Origin of the sequence: Catenulispora sp. GAS73 (assembly GCF_041262085.1) — a bacterium.
In the GTDB taxonomy this organism is placed as follows: domain Bacteria; phylum Actinomycetota; class Actinomycetes; order Streptomycetales; family Catenulisporaceae; genus Catenulispora.
The window spans coordinates 36,668-63,534 of record NZ_JBGCCM010000026.1 but is presented as its reverse complement, the minus strand read 5'-3'; the positions used below and the strand labels follow the sequence as shown (position 1 = coordinate 63,534).

Here is a 26,867-nt window from a genome sequence, read left to right as displayed (position 1 = left end):
TGTTGAGGGTGAACGTCATCGCGCGCCGAGGCGCCGCGGCGCACCGCACCACACTGCTGCTGGTGGCGTTGCTGGTGGCGGTGACCGGGGCCGCGGTGTTCGCCATCCCCGGCTACCTGGAGGTCCATCGCACGCGGGCCCTGCACGGGGCACTGGCCTCGGCCGGAAGCCAGATCCGGATCGGTGTCACCGAGACCGCGCAGCTGAACACGCAGGACCGGATCGTCGTCAGCGACGCGGCCTTGACCGAAGCCGACGCATGGGCGGCCCAAGCGCTTCCGCCGAGCCTGCACGCGGTGCTCGGCGCCGCGAGGATGGTCGCCGTGACTCCCGGTCCCGGCACCATGGGCGCCGGCTCCCACACCGCCGCCTCGCTCACCACACTGGACCTGCCGCCCAAGTTCGGGCTGCGGCCGCCCTACGGTTCCGACGGCAAGCTGCGCACCGTCTCCGGCCAAGCCCCGCCGACGCCCCAGGACACCAGGGCCGCGGGGCCGACCGACCAGCCGGCGGACGGTTCGGCACCGACGGTGTGGGCCTGGATCTCCCAGGCCGCGGCTCAGAAACTCCACGTCGGTGTCGGCGACCAGATGGCCCTGACCGCCGATTTGTGGGGCGTTCCGATCAAGGTGACCATCGCCGGGATCTTCGCCCCCGTCGACGCGGCCGACCCGTGGTGGACCGACCCTGACACCAACACCGCGGACGCCCTGGCGACACCCCAGGTCGACACGACGATGGTCGGGAACGAGCAGCAGACGTTCTGGCGTTCGGACCTGCTGCTGGACGACGCCGGCGCGCAGGCCGCGGGCGTCCACACCGGCATGACGCTGAGCTGGAGCTTCCCGCTGAAGCAGAACGCGATCGGCACCGGGAACGCGGCCGCGATCGTCAATGAGCTGAATCGCGTCAAGAGCGGCGCCGACCTGCCCGCCTCGCCACGCATCACCGATCCGCAGTACCGGAATTTCAGCGTCGACATCCTCAAAGCACCGGGAGTCAGCACACCGCTGCCGCCGATCCTGTCCGGCTACCTGAGCCGCGCCGGTGCCTCCATGGTCGTCATGTCCCTCGGATTGGCGACGCTGGCAGCCGTCGCCATCGGCGTGCTGGCACTGGCGATACGGCTGCTGATCCACCGGCAGCACGCGGACCTGGTCGTGGCCAGGGCTCGCGGCGCCTCGCTCCCGCAGCTGGCACGCGGCGTCGGCTACCAGGTCGCGGCGGCCACCACCGCGGCGGTGGCAGCGGCCTTGGCTGCGGCGTGCGCCGCGGGCTACGCGACCTTCGACGCCGGCAGTGTGCTGCTGGCCGTGGCGGTGGTGGCCGGGACGTTCGTGCTCGGCGCCGGCCAGGCCGCCGCCGCGCTGCGCGGCAGCACCGGCTCGGCCGGGTTCGTGGCGCGGCGGCTCGGCGGCCGGACGGACGCGGTGGCGCGGATCGGGCTGGAGCTGATCGTGCTGGCGCTGCTGGCCGGGCAGATCATGACGCTGCGATCGCGCGGCCTGGGCTCGGTGGGCACCGGCATCGACCCGGTCGTGGCCACCCTCCCGGTGACCGTGGCGCTGGCCGCCGGGGTGGTGCTGCTGCGGCTGGCCCCGCTGGTGCCGATCACGCTGGCGGCGGCGCTGGGCTCGGGCCGCGGCGCGACGGGTTTCGTGGCGACCTCCTCGGCCCGCCGCAACGCGGTGATCGGCCCGCTGGCCGCCGTGGTGATCCTGGCGACGCTGGCCGGCTCGGTGTTCGGCGCCACCTTCACCCGTTCGCTGTCGGTGGCCCGCGACGTCGACCAGTGGGCGGCGGTCGGGGCGGGCGCGCACGTGAACGACCCGTTCGCCGGCTTCGGCAGCTCCCGCATCACCGACACCGACCTGGGCCGGATCCGCGCCATGCCCGGCATCAGCGCCGCGGCCGGCGCGTCCCTGGACGGCGGCGCGTCGTTCGCGGCCGGAGCGGCGAGCGGCAGCGGCGGCGACGCCAACGGCAGCGGCGGCCAACCGGTCACCCTGGTGGGCCTGGACGTCGCCGACTACCTCACGGTCATCAAGGGCACCCCGCTGGACACCCCGGGCCTGCACCGCGCTCTGACAGTCCTCGAACAGGCCTCCGCGGCCCGCCCGGCCACCGACTACAGCCAGAGCAACCCGGCCCACCCGCCACTCCCGGCCCTGCTGACCTCCGGCGCCGCCCCGGGCACCGACGGCGCCGTCCAGGGCACCGTGCAGTACGCGGGCATGCCGGTCACCATCGTGACCAACTCCCCGGCCCTCCCGCCGGGCATGGCGCCCAAGGGCGAGGCGGTCCTGCTGGTGGACTACCAGATCCTCAAGGCACAGATAGGCTCCGCACCGGCCCGCAGCGACGCATGGGTGTCCGGCCGTGCACAGGCCCTGGCCGCGCTGAGCGGACCGGGCCTGTTCTCGGAGGCCAACGACCAGGTCACGGTGGAGTCCGGCCCCGCGGACGCGGCAGGCACCACCGACCTGGACCGCCTCACCGAGCGCGTGTACGCAGGTGAGACGGTGCTGGAGGCACTGCTGTGCGCACTGGCGGTCCTGCTGACCCTCGCGGCAGGCTCGGCAGCCCGCCGCCGAGCGGCGGCCTTCCTCGCCACAATGGGCTTCGGCCGCCCGCGCCTTCGCCGCATCGCGGTACTGGAAGCGCTGCCCGTACTGCTGGTGGTGACCGCAGGCGGCCTGGCAACCGGCCTGGCGACAGTGCCGCTACTGGCCGGCTCCGTCGACCTGTCCTCCCTGGCCGGCCTGAACTCGGCACACCTGGCGGTCCACACGAACGTGGCGGTGGTAGCGGCGGCCACGATCGCAGTGCCAGGCGTGGCGCTGCTGGCGGTGTTCGCGGAGGCGGCGCTGCGCCGGCCGCTGACGGTGGTCAGTGCACTGCGATCGGAGGGCTAGATCGGTTCCATTGATCGTGAAGCGACTACAAATCCCGTTGATCCAGGTGCTTCGCCAGTTCTTCGGGTGACAGCCGTCTTACTTGATCGCCCTCGGCGTCCCAGAGCTCCTGGAACTGGTCGATGGCGAAGTTGGCGACGCCGTGGCCGACCGCTGCGCTGATATACGGAGTCACCGAACTGCGGGTTCCATACGGCATGAAACCGATGACCACTGTGTCATCGGCCTGATAGACGCTGCTCGTGGGCGACCGGTCGTAGAGCCGGACCGCGACGGCGTCCGGGGACAGTTCCAGATTCTCACTGGACCGCCGGGCCAGCGCGGCCAGCCACCGCAGGTTGGCGCGGATCTCCTGCTCCAGGTCCGGCCGGTTGATCTCGGCGGCGCGGGCTCGGCAGGCCGCGGATCCGGGAGCCATCAGCAGGACGCGCAGGCGCGCTCCGTGGCGGAGCGCGTCGAGGGCGGCGTTGAACGCCGCGCCGGACGCGGCCAGGGCCGAGCCTTCCGTCAGGAGCAGCGTGGAGCTCGTGTCCATGATGCGGATGTCTCGAACCGAGCTGCGGATGAGTTCGGTCAGGACCCGCGCCGGAAGCCGCCGATAGGACTCTGTGCGTGCGGCGTCGTGCTGTGCCGGGTCTTTGATCATCCGATAGATGCGGCGATCGCTGCGAGGAAAGCTCTGGGGGTAGCGCTTGTGCAGACTCAGCAGTAGTTCGGTGTGCAGCGCGGTGCCGATCGGCACCGGATCGGCGCGGTACAAGGTGGGGTCGTGCTCGCCGACCAGGAACCGGGGTTCGTCGAGCAGTTCCAGGCGTCGGTCGAGGCGGTTGGAGGCGAGGTAGACATGGCTGTCGTGCTCGACGGCGCGCAACTGCATGGCGACGTCGTCGGGCCGATCCGCGTCGCGGACCGGGATCAAGCCCTCCGCGCTCCGCGACGAATCCCACAGGCTGTCGAACCCTTCCAACAGGTGCGCGCCGAGCAGGGTGTCGGCACGGACCTCGATGTGCGGGGCATCGTCGGAGACCGCGTCGTTGGGAACCGTGGTGTGGATCAGGATGTCGTCCGCTCCGTGCATGATGAACGGTGCGGGGACGGTATACAGGCGCAGCTCGACCAGGCCGCGCTTATCGTCGTCCAACGCTGCGATGTAGCCGCGAACCTGGGTGATGGCGGCCGTGATCCGCCGATCCAGATCGAGGTCCGGGTATCGGTTGCGAAGCTGCTGGGCGCGAGAACGGGAGATGTCTGAGGCCGGGCTCATCAGCAGGATCCTGACCTCGGCCCCGTTGTCGACCGCGGCGCGGACCGCGTTGCGGAACCGGAAGTCCTTGGTGGCGTCTTCTTGGATCAGCCTGCTGGAGGTGTCGAGGATGCGGATGGCGTCCTGGGCTCTGGCCACACGTTGGCAGAACTTGCGGTGGTTGAAGTGCGGGTGGGCGCGCATGCCGCCGGCCGCGGCGCGCACGATCGGCTCGATGAGGAACAGGATCGTCAGACCGCCGAGCATGTCGCAGGCGGCGTTGAGCATGAAGTTCGGCATCAGGCCCGGTCCGAACCCGGTGAGCACCGCCAGCACGCTGAGGGCGGCGACCAGGGTGCTGAGAACCGTGAACGCAGCAAGGGTCGCGTGAGATCTGGTCCAGCGCGAGATCATTGCCGTCCTTCCTTTCCGTGTCAGGCCCCGCCTCGGCGAGGAGGCGGGGCCTGACGGTCCGGGGTGGGATCAGGTCGCGCCGAGCGCCTGCCGCAACCGTGGGATCAGGTCGTCCAGGTCGTGCGACCAGCACAGACCGTTGTGCCCGCCGTAGCAGTCGGCCCAGGCGGTGCCGGTGCCGTCGCCGTAGTCGACGAAGTGGGACGGGACGCCTGCCGCGTCCAGGTTCGCCTTCAACCGCTGCGCGGCGCCTTGCAGCCACCACTCCAGGAAGATGTTCGCGCCGTGCGGGTCGCTGACCGGCGGGACAGGGCCGCCACCACCGTTGCCGACGTAGATCGAGACGCCCATGCCCTGCAGAGCGGCGGCGTGAGCGCCCGGGTCGACGTTGTTCCACAGGACGTCGCTGTAAGGGTAGACGACCGAGAACGGGTACGGCGTGCCGAAGACATCGTCGCTGCCGACCGCCGGGCTCGGGGCGAAGCTGACCGGGACCTCCGTCAGCGAGGCGACGACGGCTTCACGCAGGTCCATCGAGTTGCGGGACAGATCGTCGTCCCCGGACAGGGTGGCGACTTGCGAGAACAGGTCGGGGTAGGTCTCGGCGTAGTGGAGAGCGCCGAAGCCGCCCATGGAGATGCCGGCGACGCCGCGGTGCTGCTTGTCGGCCAGGGTGCGCAGGTTCGCGTCGATGAACGGGATCACCTGGCCGATGTGGAAGGTCTCCCAGTTCTGCGCGCCGGCGGCGCTGTTCTGGTTGAGCCAGTTCGAGTACCAGCCGCGCGGCCCGCCGTCGGGCATCACGAAGATCATGCCCGAGGTGCTGTTGACGGCGCCGAACCCGGACCAGAAGGACGCCGGGTCGGCGCCCGGATACGAACTGTTCAGCAGGTACAGCACCGGATACCGCTTGGCCGGATTGCTGTAGTAGTCCGAGGGCAGCACGATGCGGATGTGGTGGCCGCCGTTGTCCAGCTCCGGCTGCCCGGCGACTTGCGGCGTGGAGACCGTGATGACGAAGTCGAACGCGGTGTTGGTCTGCGTGTAGGCGGGCTCCGTTGGGATCTGGGTGAGCCCGTAGAGGTCGGTCAGCGGTGGCGGTGCCGTCGGGTCTGCTCGGGCCGCGGACGGCTCGATGGCGGTGCCGGCCATGGTGCCGAAGGCCAAGACCATGGCGGCGAGGGCGTTGGTGAGGCTTCGCTTTTTCATGCGTCGCTCCTATTCAGCAAGCGTCTGATTCATCGGAGGCGTCGGTTTCCCCGACGACGTCGTGATGGTGGATGTGGATGTCTCCCTGGGCGGCCGAGTACGCCGTGCCGTGGTCCTTGGCAGTGTTCTGTTGATGCAGCGTCGGTGACGGGCCGGTTTTCCCGGGACTGGTGTGGATCAGGTTTCCGTCGCCGATCACGACCTGGCCGTTGACGTCTCGTCCGACGCTGATCTTCGCCGCCGCTGTGTTCTCCGTCGCCATGTGACTCCTTTCGGGATGGTTGGCACGACTGTCAGTGGCAGACCTGGTTGATCCGGCTGACCGCGTCGTTGAAAGACGATGGTGAGTTGTCGTAAGAATTAGCGGACTGATTCACGAAGGCTTGGATGTTCTGACGCCAGGTCCTGATGGCGGCGCTCGCATCACCGAGTGCTGAGACCAGCGTCGGATCAGCTGCTTGAGATCGGGTGCTGTCCACCGTCTGTCCCATGCCACTCAGCTGGTCCATCAAAGCGTCGCCCGAGCTTGTCACCGGTCCCCAGTCACCCTGTCCACCACTGTTGACGGACGAGTTGTACGTGGAAGTGGCTGATTCGAGATCGTCGTAGGCGGTGTTGACACTGGCCTCATCGGCGTTGATCGACGAGATGGCGCCGGCGCAGACCGGGTCGACCGACGACGTCGAGGCAGAGATCGGAGCAGGGACCGGCGGAGACTGATTCGCGCGCACCACCGCCACCCCGCCCGCGACTGCCGCGCACAAAGTGAGACCCACCGCTGCGGCCTTCACGGCCCCGAACCCCGCGGTGGCGGCACCGGTCGTGGCGGTGCCGCTCGTTCCCGCAGCGGCTGTCGTGGTGGTCATCGCACCTGAGGCCGCACCTGACGCCGCACCTGATGCCGCACCGTGGGAGGCCACCGCGGTAGCTCCATGAACGCCGGAGGCTGCCCCGGGATGGAAGACGGCCTTCGTCATGTGATGGGCGACGTTTGTTCCATGCGCGCCGAGCGGCGAACCGTGCACGGCGCCGGTGTGGCTCGCCGCCGTGCCGTGGCTGCTGACGGCGGCATGCCCGTGCGCCGCTGAGCCGTGCGCGGTGCCGCCGGCGGAACCGTGGCCCCCAGACGTCGCAGGTGTCTGAGCCCCCGGCATGTGCCAGACCGGCTTCGCGATCGGGGAGCTGTGCACCGGCGTCGCTGCGAGCGGTGCGTGGGACGTCGGCACCGCGGGAGCAGAGTTTCCGGTCGCGATCGCCAGATGCCCCGGGGGAGTGAACACCGAGGGTGCGTGGGTGAGCCCCGCAGCCCCACCGTGTCCGACAGCAGCCGCCCCGTGCACGGCTGCTGTCGGCATGGTGGATCCCAAAGGCGCGGCGCTCGATGTCAGCGCCGCACCGCCGGCATGTGCGGCTTGGACGGCGACGCCCGCTATGTGGGCATGGACCTGTCCTGCCGCGCTCGCCATGTGCGCCTGCGCCGATCCACTGAGCGCAGCGTGCCCGCTGACATGCGCGCCTCCCGCACCGATCCCTGTATGCGCTCCGCTGCTGGTGATCGACTGTGAAGACGCCAACCGTGCGGACTCCCGCGCTATTCGCATCTGTCCGAGGACGCCCAACTCCTGCCACAACACCACCGCTTCGGTCAGGAGCAGCGCTGCCGGCACCAGCTTGTGCGTCAGCAGGCAGCGGATACCCTCCTCGTGCATGAAGTAGGCCTTGGCCTCCTTGTCACCGGCCTTCTCTGCCGCGGCCCAGCCGGCGCCGAGCAGGGCGCCCCAGGCGGTGAAGCGGAGCGAGGCCTGGAGTTTGGGGGCGGCCGCGCGGGCCAGCCTGACGCCGAGGTCCGAATGACCTTCCTGCTCGGCCCTGACGACGACGGTGTCGAGCGCTCGGTGGTGGTTCGCCACCGCGTCGGGATCGGTGGCCGGATCGTCGGCCCATGCGGTGAAGTGGCGGCAGAGCACGTCTGCGGGGTAGGCGGTTGGACGCGTCCGGTGCACTTCCGCCTTCACGTCCTCGGGGACCCGGTAGCCGGCCTCGGACTCGGTGAGCAGGCCGGCGCGCGCCAGTGCGCGACAGACCGCGTCGGAGTCGTGGCGGCGCAGCAACCCGTCGAGATGGAGGGGGCTGATATCGCCGCCGCCGATCGACACGATCAAGTGCAGGACGTCGCGGGCCTCGGGCGGCTGCTGCCTGAGCAAGGTCGGTAGCAGCCTGGGAAGCTGCTTCTGTTCCGGCAGCGTGCGCTGCCCGGCGGCCGCGATCCGCTGCAGGTGCCGAGGGCTGCTGTCGAGCGCGGCTAGCAGTGTCAGGGCGACGGAGCGCTCGTCGGCGGTCAGCGATCTCGGCAGGTGCCGGGCCAGGAGGTTGACCGCTGCCGATTCGTCGAGGCCGCCGATCGGGATCGCACGCACGGCTGCCGTCGCCGGGACCCGCTGCCGCGCCGCGAACACCAGCGCGGAACTCTGCAGGACGTCCATCAGTTGTTTGAGATCGGATGCCGAGCAGACCAGGTCGTCGAGGTAGACCCGCAGCTGGAGGTGTTGCAGATGCTGCTGCAGTTCCACCGCCGACGGCACATAGCCAGACGTTTCGTAGCAGGCTCGGAAGATCTCCTGCGCGATCTCGGAGACGTCCCGGTCGCGGGCGCTGAGGAACACCACCCCGTCCGGACCCGATCCGAGGTGGCGGGCCGCGTGCCTCAGCAACGCACTCTTGCCGATCCCCGCCGATCCGAATAACTGGACCGTCCCACCGGCGCCGACCGCCGCGTCGAGCTCGGCCAGCTCTCGGTCGCGCCCGATCACCTGACCGGTGCTGCGCGGCAGCAGGCTGATCGTGCCGCGGCGTACCGGGATGGGCCGCGGACCGGGATAGTCCGACACCCGCGAGCCGGTGTCACCGTTGAAGGTGATCTGCAGCAGGACGTTGTTGTCGCCGTTGAACAGGACGCCGTTGAGGTCCCGGCCCACGGTGAGCGCGGAGCCGCCGGTCACGGCACACCTCCGGAAAGGGATCCGACGTCGGAGTCGGTCGATGTGGTGGCCGTGGTCTCGCTCCAGGACCCGGTCCGGCAGAGCCGGCGCTCCGGCGAACTCGTGGGCGAGCATCCCGGCGTGGGCTGGTCCGACTCGCACAGGCCGTCCGCCGGCACAGGAGCCGTCGAACTCGTCGGGGGATCCGTGGTCGCCCCCTGATCCTGCCCCGACCAGTCCGTGCTGGACGGTATCGAGGTCGGCGTTGAGAGACGCCGCTGCCGGGGACACCGCGGCGAGGTTGTCGGCGAAGTTGTCGGCGAAGTCGGCACCGGCGCCGGCACCGTGGCCGTCGGTTCTGTCGGCTGCGTCGTCGGGTGTCCCGTCGTCGCGACGGGACCTGTGGGGATCACTCGTGTCGACGGGGGCGGCGTCGGGGTCTGCGACGCCGATGGCTCCCCGATCGTCAAGGCGGCGGCCTCGCCGGCTCCGACCAGCGCGACGGCGACCACGAGGAGCGCGGCCGAGGCGCCGGCCCGGGTCCGGCCGCGCTGGGATTCACTCCGGCCGGCCATGTCAGTCCACGAATTCCTGGTCGACGGCGATGGTTTTGAACCCCCGAGCCTGCGCGGGCAGCGTCAGCTGGCCGCGCTCCGAGGAGCTGATCAGGGTATTGAGCAGGCTGGTGAGCGCCTCGCTCAAGGCGGCTTCGGAGTCTGAGCCGTCGGCCAGGAACGCCAGTTTGGTATGGACCTGCCGCAGCACGTCGGGATTGGCGCCGCCGAAACCGTAGGAGACGACGTGCGGTCGCCGGGACCAGCTCGGGTCGACCATCGCGTCGAACGCCGCCTTCCAGTGCCGGTCGGTGGGTGCGCCGTCGGTCAGGAAGAACACCGCGGGCCGCAGCACCTGCCAGCCGCCCGCGCGCAGGGTCGTCACATCGTTCTCGATGCACCGGCGCACCAGATCGAACGCCTTGCCGTATTCGGTGCTGCCGGCGCAGATCACCTCCGGCATCACCGGCACCTGGCCCATCTCGGACATCGGGATGACCAGATGCGCCTCGGTGGAGAAGGCGATCAGGCAGACGTGGGCGAACTCCTCGACCCGCGGGTTCATCGCCAGGGCCTGGTGCAGGCGATCCAGCGTCGCGTTCAGGACCGACTGGTGCGGGATCATCGACGATGAGGCGTCGATCACCAGGTACGTCGGCAGACACGTCAGGCCCTGACTCAGCGCCAGCTCAGTGGGAACGGACATGGGGTTCTCTCTTTCGATCTCAGTGACGGACGATGTGAAGAATCAGGAGCATGACGATCGCGGTGATGAGGACCGCCGCGGCCACCGTGCCCACCACGGCACGTCTCCGGTTCGGGCCTTGCGGCTTGACGGAGGTCGGCCGTACCGGGAACGGGACGAACTCCGACGGCTGCGGGCCCGGCGACGCGGGCGTCAGCTGCGGCGTCACTTCGCTCCGGGTCCCGGGTCCCGGCACGCCGGGCTTCGCGCCCGGCAGCCCGGGCGTCCCCGGCACCCCCGGCATCGCCAGCCACGCCGGCTGGGGTTGAGGCCGGATGTAGGGACCGCCGCTCAGGGCCAGCCGAAGCTGCCCGATCGAGGGACGCCGCTCGCGGTCCGACGCCAGCAACATGTCGAGCAACACGTTGCGTACCGCCGGATGGTCCGGCAGGGACTGGCCCGCGACGGCTGCGATCGCGTCGTCGGTTCGGCGCTTCGCGGTGAGGCAGCGTGCGACCAGCAGAGCGACGCGGAACCGGTCGGTGTAGACGTCGGCGTCTCCGCCGGACGGGGTCAACGGATCCGTCCAACTCGGCTGTTGGAAGTTCGGCATCTTGCCGGTCTGGCAGCCGTCGATGTCGATGACGAACACCGACCGGTCGGCGGGCGACCAGAACGCGTTCGAGTACGACCAGTCCGAGTACACCAGCCCGAGCTTCTCCAGCATCTCCGCCAACGCCGCGAGGTTCCGGCAGGCGGTGATCCGGCCGCTGTCCCCGGGCGCCCGGAGGCCCACCCCGCGCAGGGCCTCGTCGGTCTTGGCGAGCCAGTCCACCTCCACATGGCGGGACACCGTCGTGCGCCCGACCGTCAGGTCGGCCTTGAACCGCTCGGGTGCGGCCGGTATCACGCAGCCGACCACGGGGTTCCCCGCCTCGGTGATTCTGGCGGCCGGCCAGGACGAGGACGACAGCAGGGTTCTGCGATCTGATTCGTCGAGCGTCGCAGGGGCTGTGATCAGCGCGTCGAGCCGCTGCGAGTCCTGCCGCGGCCGGGGCTGCCGGTAAAGCTTCGCCAGCCAGCCGGGGTGGTCGATCAGCGGGTGGATCGCGATGCTCTGGCCGGTGTGCTCGCTGATCGCCCGATCGAACGCGCCCAGCTCGGCCCGGCTGACCACGTCGTTCAGCGCCCAGGTCGCGAGGCCGGTCATGACCCGGCTCCGTTCCAGACGACGACCGCGGTCCGGTCGTCCATCCGTTGCGGGGCGTCGAAGTCCACGTCGTTCAGGAACTCGGCGGCCGGCAGCGGCGCGCGCCAACGCTGGGCGAAATAGCGGTTGATCGCCTCGTTGCCCCAGGCGTCGGCGATGCCGTCGGTGGTCAGGGCGAAAGCTGCCCCGGGGCGCAGATCGAACTCCATGGCCCGGACGGCCTCCGGAGAGTCCGGCAGCGCGCTGCTCACACCGTTCGACGCGTATTCGCCCTGGTTCTTGGTGTCGCCGAACCTTTGCTCCCACCGCGTTCCGGCGGCGTTGAGGATCCAGCCCGAGCTGTCGCCGACCCACGCCGCCCAGCCTCGGGCCGAGGCACCGGGGCGGTCCGGTACCTGGAGGACCGCGGCGATCAGGACCGTCGCGACGTCCCGGCTGGCCGCTTGCCGATCGGCGGCGGCGTTCGCGACGTGCTCCGCGGTCTGCTTGAAGACCGCGAGGGCGTCCAGCTCGGCCGGGTCGGAATGGACGTCGAGCATCCCCCTGAGGATCTGTACGGCCCGACTCGCCGCGACGGTGGCGCCCGTGTCGGACCGCTGGGCGTTCGAAATCCCGTCCGCGACGGCGAGGACGACGAAGCGGTCATCGAGGGTGCGGCCGATGCGGTAGGCGTCCTGCCGCGGCTCCCCGGATCCGGACCCGCCGCGTCCGCCGCAACGGTGTCCCGGCCCGACCACCGAGGCGCCGCGAACGGCGAACGGGCCGACCTGGGCCTGGTCCGCGGCGATGCCGTTGGGGAACGGCCGGGCCGGGATACGCCAGGGCTTGCTGTGGGCCGAGCTGCCGCGGCCGAACTTGGGTGCCTTGCTCAGTTCGTCTTGGGCGGACAAGGCGGTGACGGCCCGGGGTGACGGGACCTGTGCCGCTGGTGGCGGGAGCGTCGATCGCTGCGGGTAGGGCCAGGTCAGGGTCGGCTGCCTCGAATCGGACCGCGGGTCGATCGGCCGTTCGTGCGCGGTGCCGGTGCCGGTGCCGGCCTCGGGCTGGTACGCGGGTCCCGGGCGGCGGAGTCTGTCCGCGGATCCGGCCGTGTCGTCCCTGACCGGTGCCGCCGCCGTCCCCACCACGACGGCAGCACCGGTCACCGCTACCGCGGCCAGTGCGCACAGATACGTCACCCATGCGAAGGCTCGCGGGGGCTTGGACACTTCAATGAACGCCGCGACAGTGATCGTGCCGACAACGAAGGCGTAGACGAGTCCGCTCGGTCGACCAGACTCAGAGGTTTGATGGTCGAAGCTCATTTCAGGTCCTGAGGCTCGCGCACGTGGATGTGCTGGGATCCGCACTGGTTCGCGTAGAGGCGGCCGGAGCCGCGCGCCGTGTTCTGCTGGTGGACCACGGCGGTGCCGCCGGGCGCCGGGCGTGGCAGTGTGAGGCCGGCCAGCGCTGCCAGTGCCGGTCGCAGAGCGGGGTCCTGGCTTGCGATCTCCCTTAGCGCCTCGGCCCAGAAACGCACCAGTTCGGAGTGCGCAGCTTTGCCGGCGGAGTCCTGGGTGTCGGTGGACTCCTGGCCCGCTGCGGCGACAGCGGCCATGTGGTCGAGGGCCTGTGCCAACTCCACGCGGCGCCGGGTGCGCCGGATCAGCACCTTGCGGACCAGATCGCGGACCATCGGCCACAAGTCCGTTCCGATCGCGGCGACCAGCGATTTCGCTCCCGAGGCCGCCAGCTCGGTGAGATCCTCCCGCACCGCGGGCATCACACGGTCCCTTCGCGGCTGTCGACCTGCATAGTCCCGCTCTGAACCGCGAAGACCCTGCCGTGGCCGCTGGCTGTGTTCTTCTGGACGGCGACCTCGGCTGTCCGCCGCGCCTCCGTGTGCTCCGCCAGGCACGCGGCCGCGCTCTGCGGGCCTATCGGGCTTCCGGGGCAGTGGATCCAAGCCCGGCCGACGTACGCCTTCTCCCGCACCTCTACGGGAACGAAGGCGTCAGCGTCGGGGCCCGCGTCGTAGCCGCTTCCGATGGTCTCCTCGCCGTAGTGCTGCGACAGGATGGCCGCGACGGGAACGCCCTCCGGAGCGCCGGACAAGGCGGCCCGCACCGGAGCCGCGTTCAGCAACCGGGCCAGGATCTCGAAGGGCGCACCCGAGAACCCGCCGTCGGGATCCAGCTTGATCTCGCCGGCGTGCAGCGCGACGCGCAGTCGGATCTGGACTTTGGCCGGGGCCCGGCGGTTGTGGGCCCGCACGCGCGTCGCCAGATCGGGCAGCACGGGGTGCAGCAGCGTCTGCTTGCGGATCCCCGAGGGCGCGACGAGCTGGAATCCATCCCCGGTGTCCTGACGCCGGCAACCGGCCCAGTCCAGCCCCGCCGTCCGGAAGGCGGCACTGCAGGCTGCCTCAAGCACCCCACGGATTTCCTGCAGGTTGTTCTCGCCGCGGCCCGCTGAGGAGGCGATGTCGCAGGCCAGCAGCGCGCGGTATTCGTATACGGATTCCATGGTCCCTCCTTGGGCGTATGTCCAGCTCATGGTTGCTCGGTGCCTCGCAGGGGATTCGGTAGAAGTACGGGGTCTGTCACATCCGCGCTAATTCGGGCGCGGACGCTTCGGGAGGAGACCGGCATGGACGGCTCTCACGATCCGCAATGGCCTGAGACCAGCCTGGTCGGCCGTCTGAATCCGGCAGATCGGGCCACGGTGTTGGCGCTCGGTCGGCAGGTCCGGTACCGGGGCGGCGAGATCCTGGTCCACGAGGGCGAGGCGTCCGACGCCGTCATGGTGCTGCTCGGCGGCATGGTCAAGGTCACGGCACACGCCCAGGACGGCAGGGAGGCGTTGCTCGCCGTCCGGATGGCCGGGGACCTGGTCGGCGAGTTCGCCGGAATCGACGGCAAGCCGCGGGTCGCCACGATCACCGCTTGCGGGCCGCTGCTGGCCCGGCGCGTCGGGCGCGCTGTCTTCCTGGCCTGCATGCAGGCCGATCCCAGCCTGGCGATGGCCGTCAACGAGGTCGTCGTCGCGAAGATGCGCACCGCGACCGGTCGCATCGTGGACTTCGCGGGATGCGACGTCACGACCCGGCTGGCTCGGATGCTGCGCTATCTGGCCGTCACCTATCCCAAGCCCGGTGCTCCGTCCGGCGTCATCAGCGCGCCGTTGTCCCAGGCTGAGCTCGCCACTCTGGTCGGCGCTTCCGACAGCGCCGTCATCAAGGCTCTGCGAACGCTGCGCGTCCGGGAGGCCATCAGCACCACGTATCGCACGATCCGCGTCCGCGATCTGGACCTGCTCTCCGAGATTGCTCTCGGCAGTTCCTGAAGCGGGGTGGGAGCGCGGTACACCGGGCCGCGGTGTGTTTCTTCCATGAGCCAGGAATGAGGCGGCCAGCAGGAGGAAGAGCAGCAGGCCGAGCGCCGCGAGCACACAGCTCCGGAGTACGCGCAAGTCAGTCGTGACGAGTTCGGCCCGTCCGGCGGGACGAATGCCGGGGTGCTTTTCGCGGTAATGGTCGGTGAGGAGGTCTGAGACCTGATTCATGGGCCGGCGAGGAGTCCGATACCCGCAGTCCGCGCACCAGTACCGGTATGCGGCACCCATCGCGGTTCTCCGTCCTGTTCGTGGGCCTGGACCCAGACCTCGGCGACGCGGGCCGTTCGGCCCCGCTGACCCAGACTGTGTCCGCCCTGCTCAAGGACAAAGGCCACGAGCAGGACAGCGAAAGGACATCCGTGTCCGGTTGCGCTCCATTACCGTGTATTGACACGCAGTGAGGCCCTGGGCCGAGCGAGGGGGATCGGATCAAGGTGGGTGACGAACTCGGCGGCGCTCTGCGGGCGCTGCGGAATCAGGCTGGGCTGACCCAGGACGAACTGGCCGAAGTGGCCGGCGTGGCGGATCGCACTGTGCGGCGGTTGGAGGCGGGACGGACTCCGGATACCCGGATGGGGACGGTTCGGCTGATCGCCAACGCGTTGGCCGATGCATTGGGCCGGGATAGGACAGAGCTCTGGCGCGAGCTGGCTGCCTTGCGTGCCGGAGTGGGAGAGGCGGCGAGTCCGACCTCTCAGCAGTCTGATACGGATTCCGTCCGCGTATCTGAGCCCATCGATACCGAAAGCCCAGATCTGCCTGCGACCCGCTACCTGGGTCTCCCGCGCCCCAAAGCGGATCAAGGTGGATTGCGTGCAGCTGCCGACATCCTGGCGCACAACGTCCGAGACCGCTGGATCCGCGAAGAGGAGCATCGGCGCGTCCACGATCCGCGGCCGCTGCCGGTGCGGTGGCACGCTGTGCGGCGAGGGCTCGTCGATGACGGGGCCGAGACGCACGCCGGCCACCAGAGGGCTGACAGGCCGATCACGCCTCCGCCTTCGGGCACTTTGACGGACATCGCGCAGACCTACCGGTCGGTCGCTACCGGCAGGCTGGTGGTGCTGGGCCGCGCTGGTTCGGGCAAGACCGTGCTGGCCCTCCGCTTCGTCGTGGACTACCTGGACACCCGGGAAGCCGACGAGGCGGTCCCCGTGATCTTCAGCCTCGGTGCCTGGAACCCGGCCACGGTCACGCTCCGCGACTGGCTGGCCCACCGCCTCCTGCGCGATCACCCCGAACTCGGAGCGGCGGCCCCGGCCCCCAGCACCTCGACGCTGGCCGCCACGCTCCTGGCCGCGGGCTGGATTCTGCCGGTCCTCGACGGCTTCGACGAGATCGACGAAAGCCTCCAAGGCCTGGCACTGAACCAGTTCAACGCCACGACGCTGCCGTTTCTGTTGACCAGCCGCTCCACGCAGTTCGAGGAAGCCGTCGCGGCGACTCGTGCGCTCAACCGGGCGGCGGGCATCGAACTCGACGATCTGACCGTGGCCGACCTGGCCGACTACCTGCCGGGCACCGCGCCGCTCGGAGAGGAGAGTGCTGAGCGAGGTGCGGCCTGGACCGTGTGGCAGCCGGTGCTGACCGCGATCGACGAGCAGCCTGAGAAGAGGGAATGCGCCCGGCTGGTCGAGGTCCTGCGCACGCCGCTGATGGTGCTGTTGGCGCGCACGATCTACAGCGACGTCCCGGGTCGGGATCCCGCAGACCTGTTGGAGGAAGGGCGCTTCCGCAACGTCGAAGGGCTCGAAAGACACCTGCTGGCCGGCTTTGTGCCGGCGCTGTACCAAGACTCGCGCAAGCCCTTGGCCGCAGCCGGCAGCGTCCGGGCCGACGGCCGCCCCCGCCGTCCCGGCCGCTCATGGAGCGCCGACGAGGCCGGTCGTTACGCCGGCCACATCGCAGCCCACCTGGGCCGTTCACAGAATCGGGCCGGTCAGGACCTGGCGTGGTGGCGGCTGGGCGATTCGGTACGCCCGATGTGGCGAGTCCTCGCGGTGACGCTGGCCGGCATGGTGCTGACCTCCGTCGCGCACCTGCTTCTGGTGATACCTGTCGACCTTCTGAGCACCCGGCCGTATTCGATGGAGCCGGCCGCCTTCCTTGACGACACCTTCCTCATCGGCCCCGTGGTGGGCTTGTCCTTCGGACTCGTCTACGCGCTCTTGGTGCTGTCCGGACGGTTCACGATCGAGCCCTCTCGCGTACAGGTGCGCCTGTCCTGGCGTCGGCGCCGCGCCGCCAGTCCCAGCGGCCGCATCCAGTTCGTGACCTGGGCTGCCTTCGGTTTCCTCGGCGGCACCGCACTCGGCTGCGGCTACGGTGCCGCGCAGACGTTCGCCATATTGCTGCTGGGCCTTGAAGGCAATTCCACCGCCGGCGACATCATCTCGATCACGCTCACCAACATGGCTGTCTACAGCCTCATCTTCGGACTCGCCGCCAGCCTGTCCTTCGGTCTGATGGCAACGCTCACCGTCCCCGACGACGTCAGCGCCGCGCCCACACCGCTGAGCCTGCTGGCCGCCAACCGCGCCGCGACTCTGCGGCAACTTCTCGTCCTCATCCCCTTGCTGGCACTGGCCATCGGCCTCGGCGGTACCGCTGTGACAGCCGTGCTGCAAGGCCCACTCGGGCCACTCAACTGGCCATCCCAAGTCGCGTTCGTCATAGGCACTTCCGGCGGCTTCATCGGCGTCGGGATGTACACCCTCACTTTTACCGCGTGGGGCCAATGGCTTCTCCTGGCCCGCTTCTGGCTCCCACTGACCGGCCGCCTGCCCTGGGCGACAGCCGAGTTCCTCGAAGACGCCTACAGCCGAGGCCTGCTACGCCAATCCGGCGCGGTGTACCAATTTCGGCACGCTCGGCTGCAGGCACAACTCGAAGCCGCGCCGAATGACGCTGAAGACCCACGAAGCCTCGCTTCGCAGCCTGTGCGGGAGACCGCTGTCTGATCCCGACTGTCCGCACCGCGAGCGGCAGCTCCGCCGGTAATGTGAGAGGTGATCGGGGCGGGTACCGAAGGGGGCGTGTTGAGCGTGGCTGAGGCGGCGGCGAGGCCCCGGCGGACCCGGTCTCGGCTTCCGGCGGCCCAGCGTCGGCAGCAGATCATGGAGGCGACCTGCGAGCTGATCGCCGACTGCGGTTTCTGGGGCCTGTCCATGCAGGACGTCGCTGACCGGTGCGGGCTGACCGTCCCGGGCCTCCTGCACTACGTGGGCTCCAAGGTCGGGCTGCTCGTCGCGGTGCTGGAACACCGCGACCGCGAGGACGCCAGGTCGCTGCGCGGGCAACTCGGCGTCGACGAGGAGCACGTGCCCGACGAGTGGTCCGATGGCGGCCCCGAAGGCGTCGATCTGCGCCGGCTGTGCGCCGCGACGATGCGCAGGAACGCCGGGCAGCCCGAGATCGTGCGGCTGTTCGCGGTGCTGGCGGTCGAGTCGCTGAATCCGGGCCATCCGGCCCACGACTACTTCGCCGCGCGTCAGGCGCGGGTGGTCTCCTCGTTCGCCGCGCTCGCCAAGGGGCTGACGGACCGCCCGGAACTGCTCGCGCGCCAGATCGTGTCCATGATGGACGGCGTGCAACTGCAATGGCTCCGCGACCCCGGGACCATCGATCTGGTCGAGGAATGGGAAGCCGCCGCCGAGGCGCTCTTCGGTCGGCTCTGATCAGCCCCCTTACACCTCTTGCCGCAGCGTCAGCTCTCGACTACCGTTCCACACCAATCACTACCTAGTACCTGATAGGTAGTAGGTAGACGGCAGTCGGCCTCAGGAGACGAGCAATGATGCGATCCTCCGCCCTGTATCTCAGTCCTCGTCGGCGACACCGGTGGCGTACGGTGCTCGCCGCGGTCGCGGTCGCAACCGTGAGCTTGACGACGGCGTCGTGGAACACCGCCTCGGCCTCGACGGCGACGCGGGCGTCGGCCTCGGCCGCGACAGCAGCGCCGGCAGCGGCGGCGGCAGCGGCCCCGGCAGCAGCGGCGTCCGGCACGATCGTCGGCCGGCAGAGCGGTCGGTGCGTCGACGCGCAAGGCGCCGGCACCGCGAACGGCACCGTGGTCCAGCTCTACGACTGCAACGGCACCGTCGCGCAGCAGTGGCAGGCGCGGTCGGACGGGTCGATCCTGAACCCGAACTCCAGCCGCTGCCTCGACGTGACCGGCGCGGGCACCGCGAACGGCACCCGCGTGCAGCTCTACGACTGCAACGGCACCGGCGCACAGCGGTGGACCGTCAATTCCAACGGCACCGTCACGAATCCCAACTCCGGCCGCTGTCTCGACGCGAACGGCAGCGCGAACGGCGCCTACCTCCAGATCTGGGACTGCACCGGCGGGCCGAACCAGCAGTGGACGGTGAACGGCACCGGCGGTGGCGGTGGCGGCACGGGCTTCTGGTCGCAGATCCACGCCGGCTGGAACCTGGGCAACTCCTTCGACACCAGCTGCGACGAGACCTGCTGGGGTAACCCGGCGACGACCAAGCCGATGATCGACCTGATCTCGACCAAGTTCAACTACCTGCGCCTCCCCGTGACCTGGTACCCGCACCTGATCAGCGGGGCTCCGAACTACACCGTCGACCCGAACTTCCTGGCCCGCCTCAAGCAGGTCGTGGACTGGGCGATCAGCGACAACATGTTCGTCGACGTCAACATCCACCACGACGGCGGCGGCGGGAACTGGCTCCTCCCGAGCACCGCGGGCATGGCCACCACCGAACCGGAGTTCATCGCGCTGTGGAGCCAGATCGCGGGCTACTTCAACGGCGAGGGCGACCACCTGCTGTTCGAGGCGATGAACGAGCCCCAGGACGCCAACGGCGGCAACCGCTACGGCGGCGGCACGTCGGACAACTGGGGGCCGATCAACACCCTGAACCAGGACTTCGTCAACACGGTCCGCGCGGCCGGCGGCAACGACGCCACCCGCTGGCTGATCGTGGTGCCCTACGGCGCCAACGCCCAGACCGGCGCCGACAACCTCGCGGTACCCGCCGGCGCGAACATCGCGGTATCGCTGCACACGTACAACCCCTGGTCCTTCTGCTCCACCACCGCCCCGAACTACCTGACCTGGGACGGTTCGATGAACTACCTGCCCAACGGCGACGTGGACAACGGGTACAACCTGTTCACCAGCAAGGGCATCCCGGTGATCTGGACAGAGTTCGGCGCCACCGTGAAGCCCTACAACGGCGCCGACAACTCCGACCAGGTCGCCGCCTACGAGTCGCACATCGCCTCCTACGCCGCCCAGCACGACCAGAAGGTCGTGGTGTGGGACAACGGCTACACCGGCATCGGTGACGACCAGTTCGGGCTGATGAACCGCAACACGGCGCAGTGGCAACGCGCGAACATCGTCAACGCGATCCAGGCCGCCGCCGGCTGAGCGGGTATCGACCCGTGGCCATTCTCATGTGATTCACACGGAAATCTGATCAAAGCCGGAGTAATCGGTGGCAGCGTCTATACAAAAGACGCACATGGGGAGCGTGACTCATGAGAACCGATTTCAACTCCAGCCGCGACCAGGACCAAGAGGGAAAGCGCACTTTCGCAACCCGCAAACGCAAAGTCGCCGTCATCGCCGGGCTCGCCGTATTGGCGGTGACCGGGATCGGCGTGGGCCTGGTCGCCGCCTCCGGCTCGACAAGCGGAACGTCCGCCACCGCGTCCGGCTCCACCGGCTCGCCCACCTCACCAGTGGGCGCCGGTGGCGCCCGGCAGGGGTCCAACGCGCGCAGCACCAACGAGCCCGGCGGCACCTCGGGCACGATCAGCAGCGTGACCGGCACCGGCTTCTCGGTGAAGACGACCGTAGGCGAGTCGATCACCATCGATGAGAACTCATCCACCACCTACGAAAACGCCGCCGGCGCAACACCGACCGCGACGACATCCAGCGCGCTCACACCAGGCCAGGCGGTCCTCGTCCTGGGCACCGTGAACAGCACCACCATCACCGCCAGCCAAGTCACGATAGAGCCCGCGAACAGCCCCTACACAACGGCATCGACCGACGTCACCGCCGTGCACCAGGGCCAACAGAACGCCTCGCAGTCGTACGGCACGATCCCGACCGACTACACCGAAGGCCAGGGCACGATCGTCGGCGCCGGCACGGCGAACCAGGCCGTCCAAACCGCGCTGCAGAAATACCCCGGCGGCATCGTCGACCGCGTCGTCCAACTGCCCGACGGGGACTACGAGGTCCACGACATCGGCACCAACATCCACCACATCTTCGAGAATTCGAGCTTCCAGGTGATCGGGGCCAACTGACGCCAGGCATCCGGTGGCACCTGATGAGGCCGGTCGTGCTCTATGTGTGGGTACGAAGCCGTGATCGGAACACCCCGGCTGACAGCCCTCGCGTTCTCAAGCAGCACTCTCGTCGCCATGGCCGGAGTCGCGATAGGTTCGCAGAGTTCTGACAAGCCTGCGGCTCGGGCCGCGTGCGCCATCAGCTTGGCGCGTGAGCTCGGCCGTCGGGCCATCTGAGCCTCGGCACCTGTCGGTTGCCGGGCTGACTCAGTAGGGGGAGACGTGGGGGACCTGACGGTCAAAGCGTGGAAGCGGTACGGCAAGGATCGCTTGTACATCACCTACACCGCGACCGGCGAGAACATCGGCTACTACGACCGGGAAACCGGCAAGCTGCACGTCGAAGATCCGACCATGCAGTACCGGGCCCTGGAAGCGCTGGCGCCGTTTCTCAGCGGTGATATCAGTGCGGTGGCTCACGTTGTCGAGTCGGTTCCGCCTCCACTCGGCCAGGATCTGACAAACAACACCGCCGGGGAAGCCGTTCGCAGGCGAGCGGCTGAGCTGTCGCCGGGGCGCTTTCAGCGCTTCGCGGCGAAGCTCCTGGGCATACCGACCGAAGCGACGTCGTGGGAGGTCGGCGCGACCGGCGAACGACGGGTCGGTGCTCGGCTCGACCGGCTCAAGACTCACGGTTGGAACGTGCTCCATTCCATTCCGCTCAAGAGCGGCGCAGACATAGATCACGTGGTCATCGGCCCCGGCGGGGTATTCACGGTCAACACGAAGCACCACCCCGGCGCGCGCGTCACCACCTCTGGCGACTACGTCCGCGTCAACGGCCAGCTCAACCACTACGTTCGAAACAGCCGACATGAAGCCTCAGCGGCGGCCAAACGGCTGAGCTCCGCATGTCGCTCGCCGGTGTCGGTCAGCGGCGTTCTCGCCTTCGTCGGTGTCCAGTCCCTCAGCGTGAAGGAACCACCCGCGGACGTGGCCATCGTGCCGGGAGAGCGGCTGGACCACCTGTTCCTCGCCGCGCCGCCGACTCTGAGCCCGGACGTGCAACAGCGGATCTATGCTGTGGCGCGGCGTAGTGATATCTGGCTTGCCTAGTGACCCGATAGGTCGCGCGCACCGTGTGGCCCTCCGACATCGGCTGGTGCGGTACCTGTGCCCGGCGCCGTCCAGCGACCTCCGCGGTCTACTTCGCGCGAAAGCGAGCGATCAGCGACTGCGTCTCGGAAGCCACCCGTCCGGCCGTCGCCTGCTCGGGCTGCAGGTCGACCACCGACGCTGCCCGAACCGGTGCGCGGCTCACATACAGGTACGTCGAGGCGCCGGCCGCCGTCAGCCCTGCCTGTACCGAGTCGTGCAGGAAGTCCCCGACCGCCACGGTCACGGCGCAATGTTCCTGGCGAACGCCGGAGGCCTTCGCGTCCTACGACGAAACACGCTGGCACGAATTTGCCGCCCCGTTCGAACAATTCATCCTCGATCTGGTCAGCGGTGCCGCTCCCCCCGAGATTACGGGCGAAGACGAAGGCGTTCGCTACGATGAGTATGTTCCCTACGGCGTTCTGCGCCCTGCGGACCAAGCTTGAGGCTTGGCGCGGGCGCAGGGGTGGGACAACATGCTGCTTACCGACACTGCGTCGCGACGGGGCGGTCCCGCCCGGCCGGTGATGTTGAACGTCGCGGTGGCCGGACGCCGTTCAGGTCGCGGAACGTGACCAACGGTGGGCGAACCTCGACCAGGTCGCGTTGAACGAGGTCGCCGTCCGCCATCGGTCGACGCAGACCTACCCGGGCCGGTTCGCTGAGCGTGCCGCAACCATCACGGGCTCTTATACGAACGGATGGACGGCCTGGCTAGGACTGGCCTACGTGCGGTACCTCGCAGCGAGCATGCGAAGTAAACCGGGTGAAGTTCTGGTGGTTCTGACCATCTGGCGTATGACACTGGACCCGACCTGCGGTTTCGCAGATCGGGGCACTATGTGTGGAGACGCTGACCTCTCCGACTCTCATCGGAGTCACGGGCGCCAGACACTCTCTCGACTATGAGTCCGCGTAGCTCTGAGGTGACCGACCCTGACGACAAAGAGTGTTCGGGTGTTCGTGCAGGTGACATGGATCGACAGGCGTGCCGCTCGCGGGCCGGAAGAGGATCCCCCTCCCGGCCCGCGCCGCACCGACCGTCCCGTTCCGCGGCTCGATCGGGCCCGGCCCGCCTCAGCCGATGGTGTAGGCGTTGGCGACGGTCTGGCTGATCGAGCCGCCGATCGCGTCGGTGGCGGTCACCTTCAGCCACGGCGTGCTGCCCTTCGGCGCGTTGTTGAGCCAGGCCGCGAGGTAGTGGCCGTTGCCGGTCGGGACTGCGGCGGCCGGGACCCAGGTCTTCCCCGCGTCGTAGGACACGGAGACGGTGGCGCCGGTGATCGCCGCGTGCGAGCCCTGGCCCTGGTAGGACTGGTGGCCGACGCTGAGGTCGAGAAGTTGGACCGGCAGGCGGCTGGTATTGGAGCCGTCGGTCGCGAGCTGGTAGTCCAGGGACAGCGCCGGCAGGATCTCGCACCCCGTGGGGCCGAAGTTCGCCGCGTAGCAGAAGTCGTCGGCCGGGAGGGCGGGCTGCTGGGCCGAGCCCGGCGTGTATCGGAAGGTGATGTCGGTGTGGGTCTTCGTGGACTGCGACATCGGCAGGCCGCTGCCGGTGGTGTCGGCGTCGTAGACCATGCGGTAGGTGCCGGGCTGGGCGGTGGTGCCGGGGAGCTCGGTGTGGGGCCAGCCGGACTGGGAGGCGACCTGGATGCCGTCGCGATAGACGCTGAACGTCGCGGTGTAGCCGGGGCCGAGGTCGTGGGCCGCGCTGTTCGGGTCGCTGTCGGTGAACTCGGTGACGCCGAAGTCCATCACGCCGGTGTCGGGGTCCGCGCAGGCGTTGCAGGCCATGCCGTTCGTGTACTGCCCGACCTGCGGCGTCAGGGGACCGTGGCCCCAGGTGCGCCAGGTCTCGCCCGGGCCCCGGTAGACGCCGAGGTCCTCGAATTCGAGCTCTGAGTTCTGGTTCGGGGCATTCTCCACCGGCATGTATTCGGCGAACCAGAAGACGTCGTCAGTCGACACGCCGATGTAGTCGGTCAACCGTCCCGGAACGGGGACGATGCGCTGCGTTCCGGAGCCGCCGTACGGGCCGGTGACCCCGAGGTCCCAGCCGGCCTGGTGCGCGGGGTTGGCCGCGTCGGTGTCGAAGACGTAGTGGGAGGTCTGGATCCGGGACAGGTCCGGCCGGTAGGTCTGGTTCGCGTCGATGTGGTCGGACGGAGGGAAGCTGACGTCGTAGCGGTACGGATCGGGGCCGGCCGGCCCTGCCGTGCTGAGGTCCAAGACCCGGAAGGCCAGGCCGCCTATCCGCGCGGCGGGTTGCGGCGTCATCCAGGTGGCGCCCGTGCTGCCGGTCAAGACCTCGCTCGTGGCGCCGGCGGCGTCGGTCCGGTCGATGGCCTCCACATCGCCGTCGGCGGTGGACGGCCTGGGCGTGACGGCGCCGACCCGCGCGGTCGCGGTGCGCTCGTCGGCGGTCAGGGTCGTGGTGCCCGAGCCGGTCACCGCCAGATCGGTCCGGGTCACGACATGCTCGGTCGCGGCGCGCGTCTTGGGGTCGAAGGTGGCGAAGACCGTGATCGCCCAGTAGTTCCCACTGGGGACCGCGACCCGCGCGACGCCGTTGCGCAGCGGGATCGGAGCCGCGAACCGCTTCATGTCGTCGGTGTTGAGCAGGAAGGTTGTCGCCTGGGCCACCGCGCCACCGTCGAGGCCGATGCCATCGACCTCCACGATGCTCAGCGGGTAATGCGGCGTGACAGCCGCAGGCCGGGCGGCAGCCGGCGCCGCGGTGTCGTACGCGGCCGGATCATAGGCCTGACCCGAAGCGATGACCGACACCGGAATCACGTACGCATGCCCGCCCACGGTCATCTGCACCGCAGGCGCCGAACGCCCGTCCGGCGTGGTCACCGTCGTCGACGTATGCGCTCCGGAACCGCGCGCGGTCACCCGATCCCCGTTCGGCAGGGTGCTGACGTGCATGGCAGAGCGGCCCGACACTGCTGAAGAAGCCGTCGTACTGACCGCTGCGGAGGCGGTTACCGTGGCCGCAGAGGCGGTTGTGGCCACCACCAAGCCGAGAGCGGCGGCACTCCGACGGGCCGAGCGGCGGGTGATGCTGTTCTTTGACACAGGTGTCTCCCGTTCGTGGACAGTCGTCTGCTTAGACGGAGCCGGACCCGCGTCGGGTTGTCAGACCCCTGGTTTGACTGTCTGCGTCACTGCGTCACTGCGGCATCAGGGAGCGCGTGACCCCGCCGGAAACAGGTCGAACGTCGAACATGCCCCAATTGGTCCTGCATCGCAGCCCCAGGACCGTAGGCTCGTGGGTATGGCGGCGTCGAAGAATCGTGGCAAGAGTTCCCGCTCGTCCAAGCCGGGAGGCAGGCACCTCAGCGGAAACCCCGCGACACGTGCCGCGGACGAACGGCAACGCCGGATGACGGCCCTGTTGGGGACCGTTGCCCCCGATGCCAGGAGCTGGTGGGGTTCCTCGGCCGCGGATGTCGTCACCCGCGCGCATGTCCTCACGACCGCCGACGGCGTTCTGGCACTGGAAGGCGCGGTGAGCCGCCTCCTCGGCGAGGAACTGGTGCTGCGTACTGAACACGAACAGCGTGGTTTCGACCTGCCCGAGTGGCTCAAGACCGTCGCCGACCATGCGGCTGAGCGCCTCAGTGATGCCGGTGATGCCGGTGACGCCGGTGACGCCGGCGACCCGGCGAGCTGGCTGCTGCTGAACGCCTTGACCGCCATCGGCACCGACCGCGCCGCCAAGACGGCGAAGGCGGACCTGGCGAAGCTGAAGCGGTCCGCGTTCGCCGCCGAGTTCGCGGCCCGGTACCCCTGGGCGGTCCCGGCATCGCCCGCACGCCCGACCGGCAAAGCGTTGTACGCCGTCGACGGCTACGGCAGCCGCTATCTGCTCGTTGCCCCGTTCCAGACGCCCGGCGACGACACCACCGCGCACTGGTACGCCTGGGACGTCGATCTATGTGACACGCAGCGCACCGTCGCGGCCGCAGTGTTCAGCGATCCGGACGACGCCCTCGCCGACTGGAGAGCCGCAGTCGGCGCTGATATCACCGCGAACAGCCTGCTTGCCCCCGCCGCAGAACCTGCGACGATCAGGGCACTTCTCAACGACTGCCTGCTGCCCGGGGTTCTCGGCGGGTCCCTCATGGGAGACGAGACAGTCGACCTGTTCAGCGAGTACTTTCGTATGCGTAGCCGGGCATACCAGCTCTCGCGCTCCCTTCCCCGACACCAATCCGACCCGCACGCTGAGGCAGCCTGGAAAGCGAACGCGCGCGCCAACGCCGACCGCATCCTCGACGAGTTCGGAGAGTGGTTCCGTGACCGCCACTCCACCGACCAGTTCGACGAGGCCGCCGCCGCCACGCTCATCATCCAGTGGCTCGGTACCGGACCCGCCTTCGCGCATCTCAGCTGCTCGCCCCACCGTGTCCGAGCGATGACCTCGCTCATCTGGGACTCCTACCATGACGACGTCGCGTCAAGTGTCTGCACCCTGCTCCCCGACTGGGTCACCTGGTGCGCAGGCGAGACCGGGCTCACCCCCGCCCTCGCAAACCGCTCGCTCGCCGAAGCCCACCGATCGACCACGGTTTCGCGCTCCACACTGGACGTCGATCAAATGACTCCCCCACGCATCGCCGAGTAGGGCAGCGTAATGCCCCTGGCCGGTCGTGCTGCCAGGGGCATTACTCGGACGTGCTGCAGTGCTCACGCCCCGGTCCTGAGCGGTAACGAGGTCCAGGCTCCGTTGACTGGCGCTGGATCGGGGTTGCGGGGCGCGAGGCGGTCACTTCTTGGTGGTCTTGGCGAGCTGGGTCTTGCGCTCGGCCTCGGCCTTCTGCCGGGCGGCGGCGATC

General features: G+C 69.2%; 20 protein-coding genes and 1 pseudogene. 10 read left to right on the top strand and 11 right to left on the bottom strand.

Annotated elements, in window-relative coordinates; all coding sequences use genetic code 11:
• The first annotated feature begins 8 nt into the window (after positions 1 to 8).
• Positions 9 to 2,915, top strand: a complete 2,907-nt coding sequence (locus tag ABH935_RS33490) for a hypothetical protein (RefSeq protein WP_370381956.1) — start codon at positions 9 to 11, stop codon at positions 2,913 to 2,915.
• 25 nt (positions 2,916 to 2,940) lie between these two features.
• On the opposite strand, the gene ABH935_RS33485 is transcribed toward ABH935_RS33490, so the two are convergent.
• The 4 genes from ABH935_RS33485 to ABH935_RS33470 all read right to left on the bottom strand — a co-directional run bounded on the left by ABH935_RS33485 (position 2,941) and on the right by ABH935_RS33470 (position 8,780).
• The gene (locus ABH935_RS33485; protein ID WP_370381955.1) at positions 2,941 to 4,572 is read right to left on the bottom strand and encodes a hypothetical protein; all 1,632 of its coding nucleotides are present in this window, start codon (positions 4,570 to 4,572) and stop codon (positions 2,941 to 2,943) included.
• A 69-nt stretch (positions 4,573 to 4,641) separates the two neighbouring features.
• The gene (locus ABH935_RS33480; protein WP_370381954.1) at positions 4,642 to 5,781 is read right to left on the bottom strand and encodes an alpha/beta hydrolase; all 1,140 of its coding nucleotides are present in this window, start codon (positions 5,779 to 5,781) and stop codon (positions 4,642 to 4,644) included.
• 13 nt (positions 5,782 to 5,794) lie between these two features.
• Complete coding sequence (locus tag ABH935_RS33475) at positions 5,795 to 6,043, bottom strand: hypothetical protein (protein WP_370381953.1); 249 nt, start codon at positions 6,041 to 6,043, stop codon at positions 5,795 to 5,797.
• Positions 6,044 to 6,074: 31 nt separating this feature from the next.
• Positions 6,075 to 8,780 (bottom strand): ATP-binding protein, encoded by a 2,706-nt coding sequence (locus ABH935_RS33470; RefSeq protein WP_370381952.1) that lies wholly within the window; start codon positions 8,778 to 8,780, stop codon positions 6,075 to 6,077.
• Positions 8,781 to 8,822: 42 nt separating this feature from the next.
• On the opposite strand from ABH935_RS33470, the gene ABH935_RS33465 reads away from it, so the two are divergent.
• Positions 8,823 to 8,981, top strand: a complete 159-nt coding sequence (locus ABH935_RS33465; RefSeq protein WP_370381951.1) for a hypothetical protein — start codon at positions 8,823 to 8,825, stop codon at positions 8,979 to 8,981.
• Between the two features lie 354 nt (positions 8,982 to 9,335).
• Here the strand turns inward: ABH935_RS33465 and ABH935_RS33460 are convergent, their stop codons facing one another.
• The 5 genes from ABH935_RS33460 to ABH935_RS33440 are packed head-to-tail and all read right to left on the bottom strand — an operon-like array spanning position 9,336 to position 13,713.
• A complete protein-coding gene (locus tag ABH935_RS33460; RefSeq protein WP_370381950.1) occupies positions 9,336 to 10,019 on the bottom strand; it encodes a hypothetical protein in 684 nt (227 codons plus the stop codon).
• A 19-nt stretch (positions 10,020 to 10,038) separates the two neighbouring features.
• Entirely contained in the window at positions 10,039 to 11,208 is a 1,170-nt protein-coding gene (locus tag ABH935_RS33455; RefSeq protein WP_370381949.1) for a hypothetical protein, read from the bottom strand.
• Positions 11,205 to 12,512: a protein phosphatase 2C domain-containing protein gene (locus ABH935_RS33450; protein WP_370381948.1), complete on the bottom strand. Its 1,308-nt coding sequence runs from the start codon at positions 12,510 to 12,512 to the stop codon at positions 11,205 to 11,207. The genes ABH935_RS33455 and ABH935_RS33450 overlap by 4 nt, the downstream gene beginning before the upstream one ends.
• The gene (locus tag ABH935_RS33445) at positions 12,509 to 12,970 is read right to left on the bottom strand and encodes a hypothetical protein (RefSeq protein WP_370381947.1); all 462 of its coding nucleotides are present in this window, start codon (positions 12,968 to 12,970) and stop codon (positions 12,509 to 12,511) included. Before ABH935_RS33445 ends, ABH935_RS33450 begins: the two co-directional genes overlap by 4 nt.
• The gene (locus tag ABH935_RS33440; RefSeq protein ID WP_370381946.1) at positions 12,970 to 13,713 is read right to left on the bottom strand and encodes a hypothetical protein; all 744 of its coding nucleotides are present in this window, start codon (positions 13,711 to 13,713) and stop codon (positions 12,970 to 12,972) included. The genes ABH935_RS33445 and ABH935_RS33440 overlap by 1 nt, the downstream gene beginning before the upstream one ends.
• A gap of 123 nt (positions 13,714 to 13,836) precedes the next feature.
• On the opposite strand from ABH935_RS33440, the gene ABH935_RS33435 reads away from it, so the two are divergent.
• The 7 genes and pseudogenes from ABH935_RS33435 to ABH935_RS33405 all read left to right on the top strand — a co-directional run bounded on the left by ABH935_RS33435 (position 13,837) and on the right by ABH935_RS33405 (position 21,981).
• Entirely contained in the window at positions 13,837 to 14,532 is a 696-nt protein-coding gene (locus ABH935_RS33435; RefSeq protein ID WP_370381945.1) for a Crp/Fnr family transcriptional regulator, read from the top strand.
• Positions 14,533 to 15,017: 485 nt separating this feature from the next.
• Positions 15,018 to 15,206 (top strand): annotated as a pseudogene (locus ABH935_RS33430) (helix-turn-helix transcriptional regulator); the annotation flags it as partial.
• 186 nt (positions 15,207 to 15,392) lie between these two features.
• Positions 15,393 to 17,543: an NACHT domain-containing protein gene (locus ABH935_RS33425; RefSeq protein ID WP_370382040.1), complete on the top strand. Its 2,151-nt coding sequence runs from the start codon at positions 15,393 to 15,395 to the stop codon at positions 17,541 to 17,543.
• A 156-nt stretch (positions 17,544 to 17,699) separates the two neighbouring features.
• Positions 17,700 to 18,260 carry a TetR/AcrR family transcriptional regulator gene (locus ABH935_RS33420; protein ID WP_370381944.1) on the top strand — a complete coding sequence of 187 codons (561 nt, stop codon included), beginning with the start codon at positions 17,700 to 17,702 and terminating at the stop codon, positions 18,258 to 18,260.
• Between the two features lie 116 nt (positions 18,261 to 18,376).
• A complete protein-coding gene (locus ABH935_RS33415) occupies positions 18,377 to 19,990 on the top strand; it encodes a cellulase family glycosylhydrolase (RefSeq protein WP_370381943.1) in 1,614 nt (537 codons plus the stop codon).
• A gap of 110 nt (positions 19,991 to 20,100) precedes the next feature.
• Positions 20,101 to 20,883, top strand: a complete 783-nt coding sequence (locus ABH935_RS33410) for a hypothetical protein (RefSeq protein ID WP_370381942.1) — start codon at positions 20,101 to 20,103, stop codon at positions 20,881 to 20,883.
• Between the two features lie 264 nt (positions 20,884 to 21,147).
• Complete coding sequence (locus ABH935_RS33405) at positions 21,148 to 21,981, top strand: nuclease-related domain-containing protein (RefSeq protein ID WP_370381941.1); 834 nt, start codon at positions 21,148 to 21,150, stop codon at positions 21,979 to 21,981.
• 88 nt (positions 21,982 to 22,069) lie between these two features.
• Here the strand turns inward: ABH935_RS33405 and ABH935_RS33400 are convergent, their stop codons facing one another.
• A complete protein-coding gene (locus ABH935_RS33400; protein ID WP_370381940.1) occupies positions 22,070 to 22,267 on the bottom strand; it encodes a hypothetical protein in 198 nt (65 codons plus the stop codon).
• Positions 22,268 to 23,100: 833 nt separating this feature from the next.
• Positions 23,101 to 24,954 (bottom strand): hypothetical protein, encoded by a 1,854-nt coding sequence (locus ABH935_RS33395; protein ID WP_370381939.1) that lies wholly within the window; start codon positions 24,952 to 24,954, stop codon positions 23,101 to 23,103.
• On the opposite strand from ABH935_RS33395, the gene ABH935_RS33390 reads away from it, so the two are divergent.
• A complete protein-coding gene (locus tag ABH935_RS33390) occupies positions 24,953 to 26,656 on the top strand; it encodes a hypothetical protein (protein WP_370381938.1) in 1,704 nt (567 codons plus the stop codon). The two genes, ABH935_RS33395 and ABH935_RS33390, sit on opposite strands and share 2 nt — an antisense overlap.
• The last annotated feature ends 211 nt before the right edge of the window (positions 26,657 to 26,867 follow it).

Bases quoted from the DNA above. Each gene is read 5' to 3' on its own strand.
- ABH935_RS33485 (WP_370381955.1), bottom strand. From the start codon at position 4,572: ATGATCTCGCGCTGGACCAGATCTCACGCGACCCTTGCTGCGTTCACG.
- ABH935_RS33480 (WP_370381954.1), bottom strand. From the start codon at position 5,781: ATGAAAAAGCGAAGCCTCACCAACGCCCTCGCCGCCATGGTCTTGGCC.
- ABH935_RS33475 (WP_370381953.1), bottom strand. From the start codon at position 6,043: ATGGCGACGGAGAACACAGCGGCGGCGAAGATCAGCGTCGGACGAGAC.
- ABH935_RS33460 (WP_370381950.1), bottom strand. From the start codon at position 10,019: ATGTCCGTTCCCACTGAGCTGGCGCTGAGTCAGGGCCTGACGTGTCTG.
- ABH935_RS33455 (WP_370381949.1), bottom strand. From the start codon at position 11,208: ATGACCGGCCTCGCGACCTGGGCGCTGAACGACGTGGTCAGCCGGGCC.
- ABH935_RS33450 (WP_370381948.1), bottom strand. From the start codon at position 12,512: ATGAGCTTCGACCATCAAACCTCTGAGTCTGGTCGACCGAGCGGACTC.
- ABH935_RS33445 (WP_370381947.1), bottom strand. From the start codon at position 12,970: ATGCCCGCGGTGCGGGAGGATCTCACCGAGCTGGCGGCCTCGGGAGCG.
- ABH935_RS33440 (WP_370381946.1), bottom strand. From the start codon at position 13,713: ATGGAATCCGTATACGAATACCGCGCGCTGCTGGCCTGCGACATCGCC.
- ABH935_RS33435 (WP_370381945.1), top strand. From the start codon at position 13,837: ATGGACGGCTCTCACGATCCGCAATGGCCTGAGACCAGCCTGGTCGGC.
- ABH935_RS33420 (WP_370381944.1), top strand. From the start codon at position 17,700: ATGGAGGCGACCTGCGAGCTGATCGCCGACTGCGGTTTCTGGGGCCTG.
- ABH935_RS33415 (WP_370381943.1), top strand. From the start codon at position 18,377: ATGATGCGATCCTCCGCCCTGTATCTCAGTCCTCGTCGGCGACACCGG.
- ABH935_RS33410 (WP_370381942.1), top strand. From the start codon at position 20,101: ATGAGAACCGATTTCAACTCCAGCCGCGACCAGGACCAAGAGGGAAAG.
- ABH935_RS33390 (WP_370381938.1), top strand. From the start codon at position 24,953: ATGGCAGAGCGGCCCGACACTGCTGAAGAAGCCGTCGTACTGACCGCT.
- ABH935_RS33395 (WP_370381939.1), bottom strand. From the start codon at position 24,954: ATGCACGTCAGCACCCTGCCGAACGGGGATCGGGTGACCGCGCGCGGT.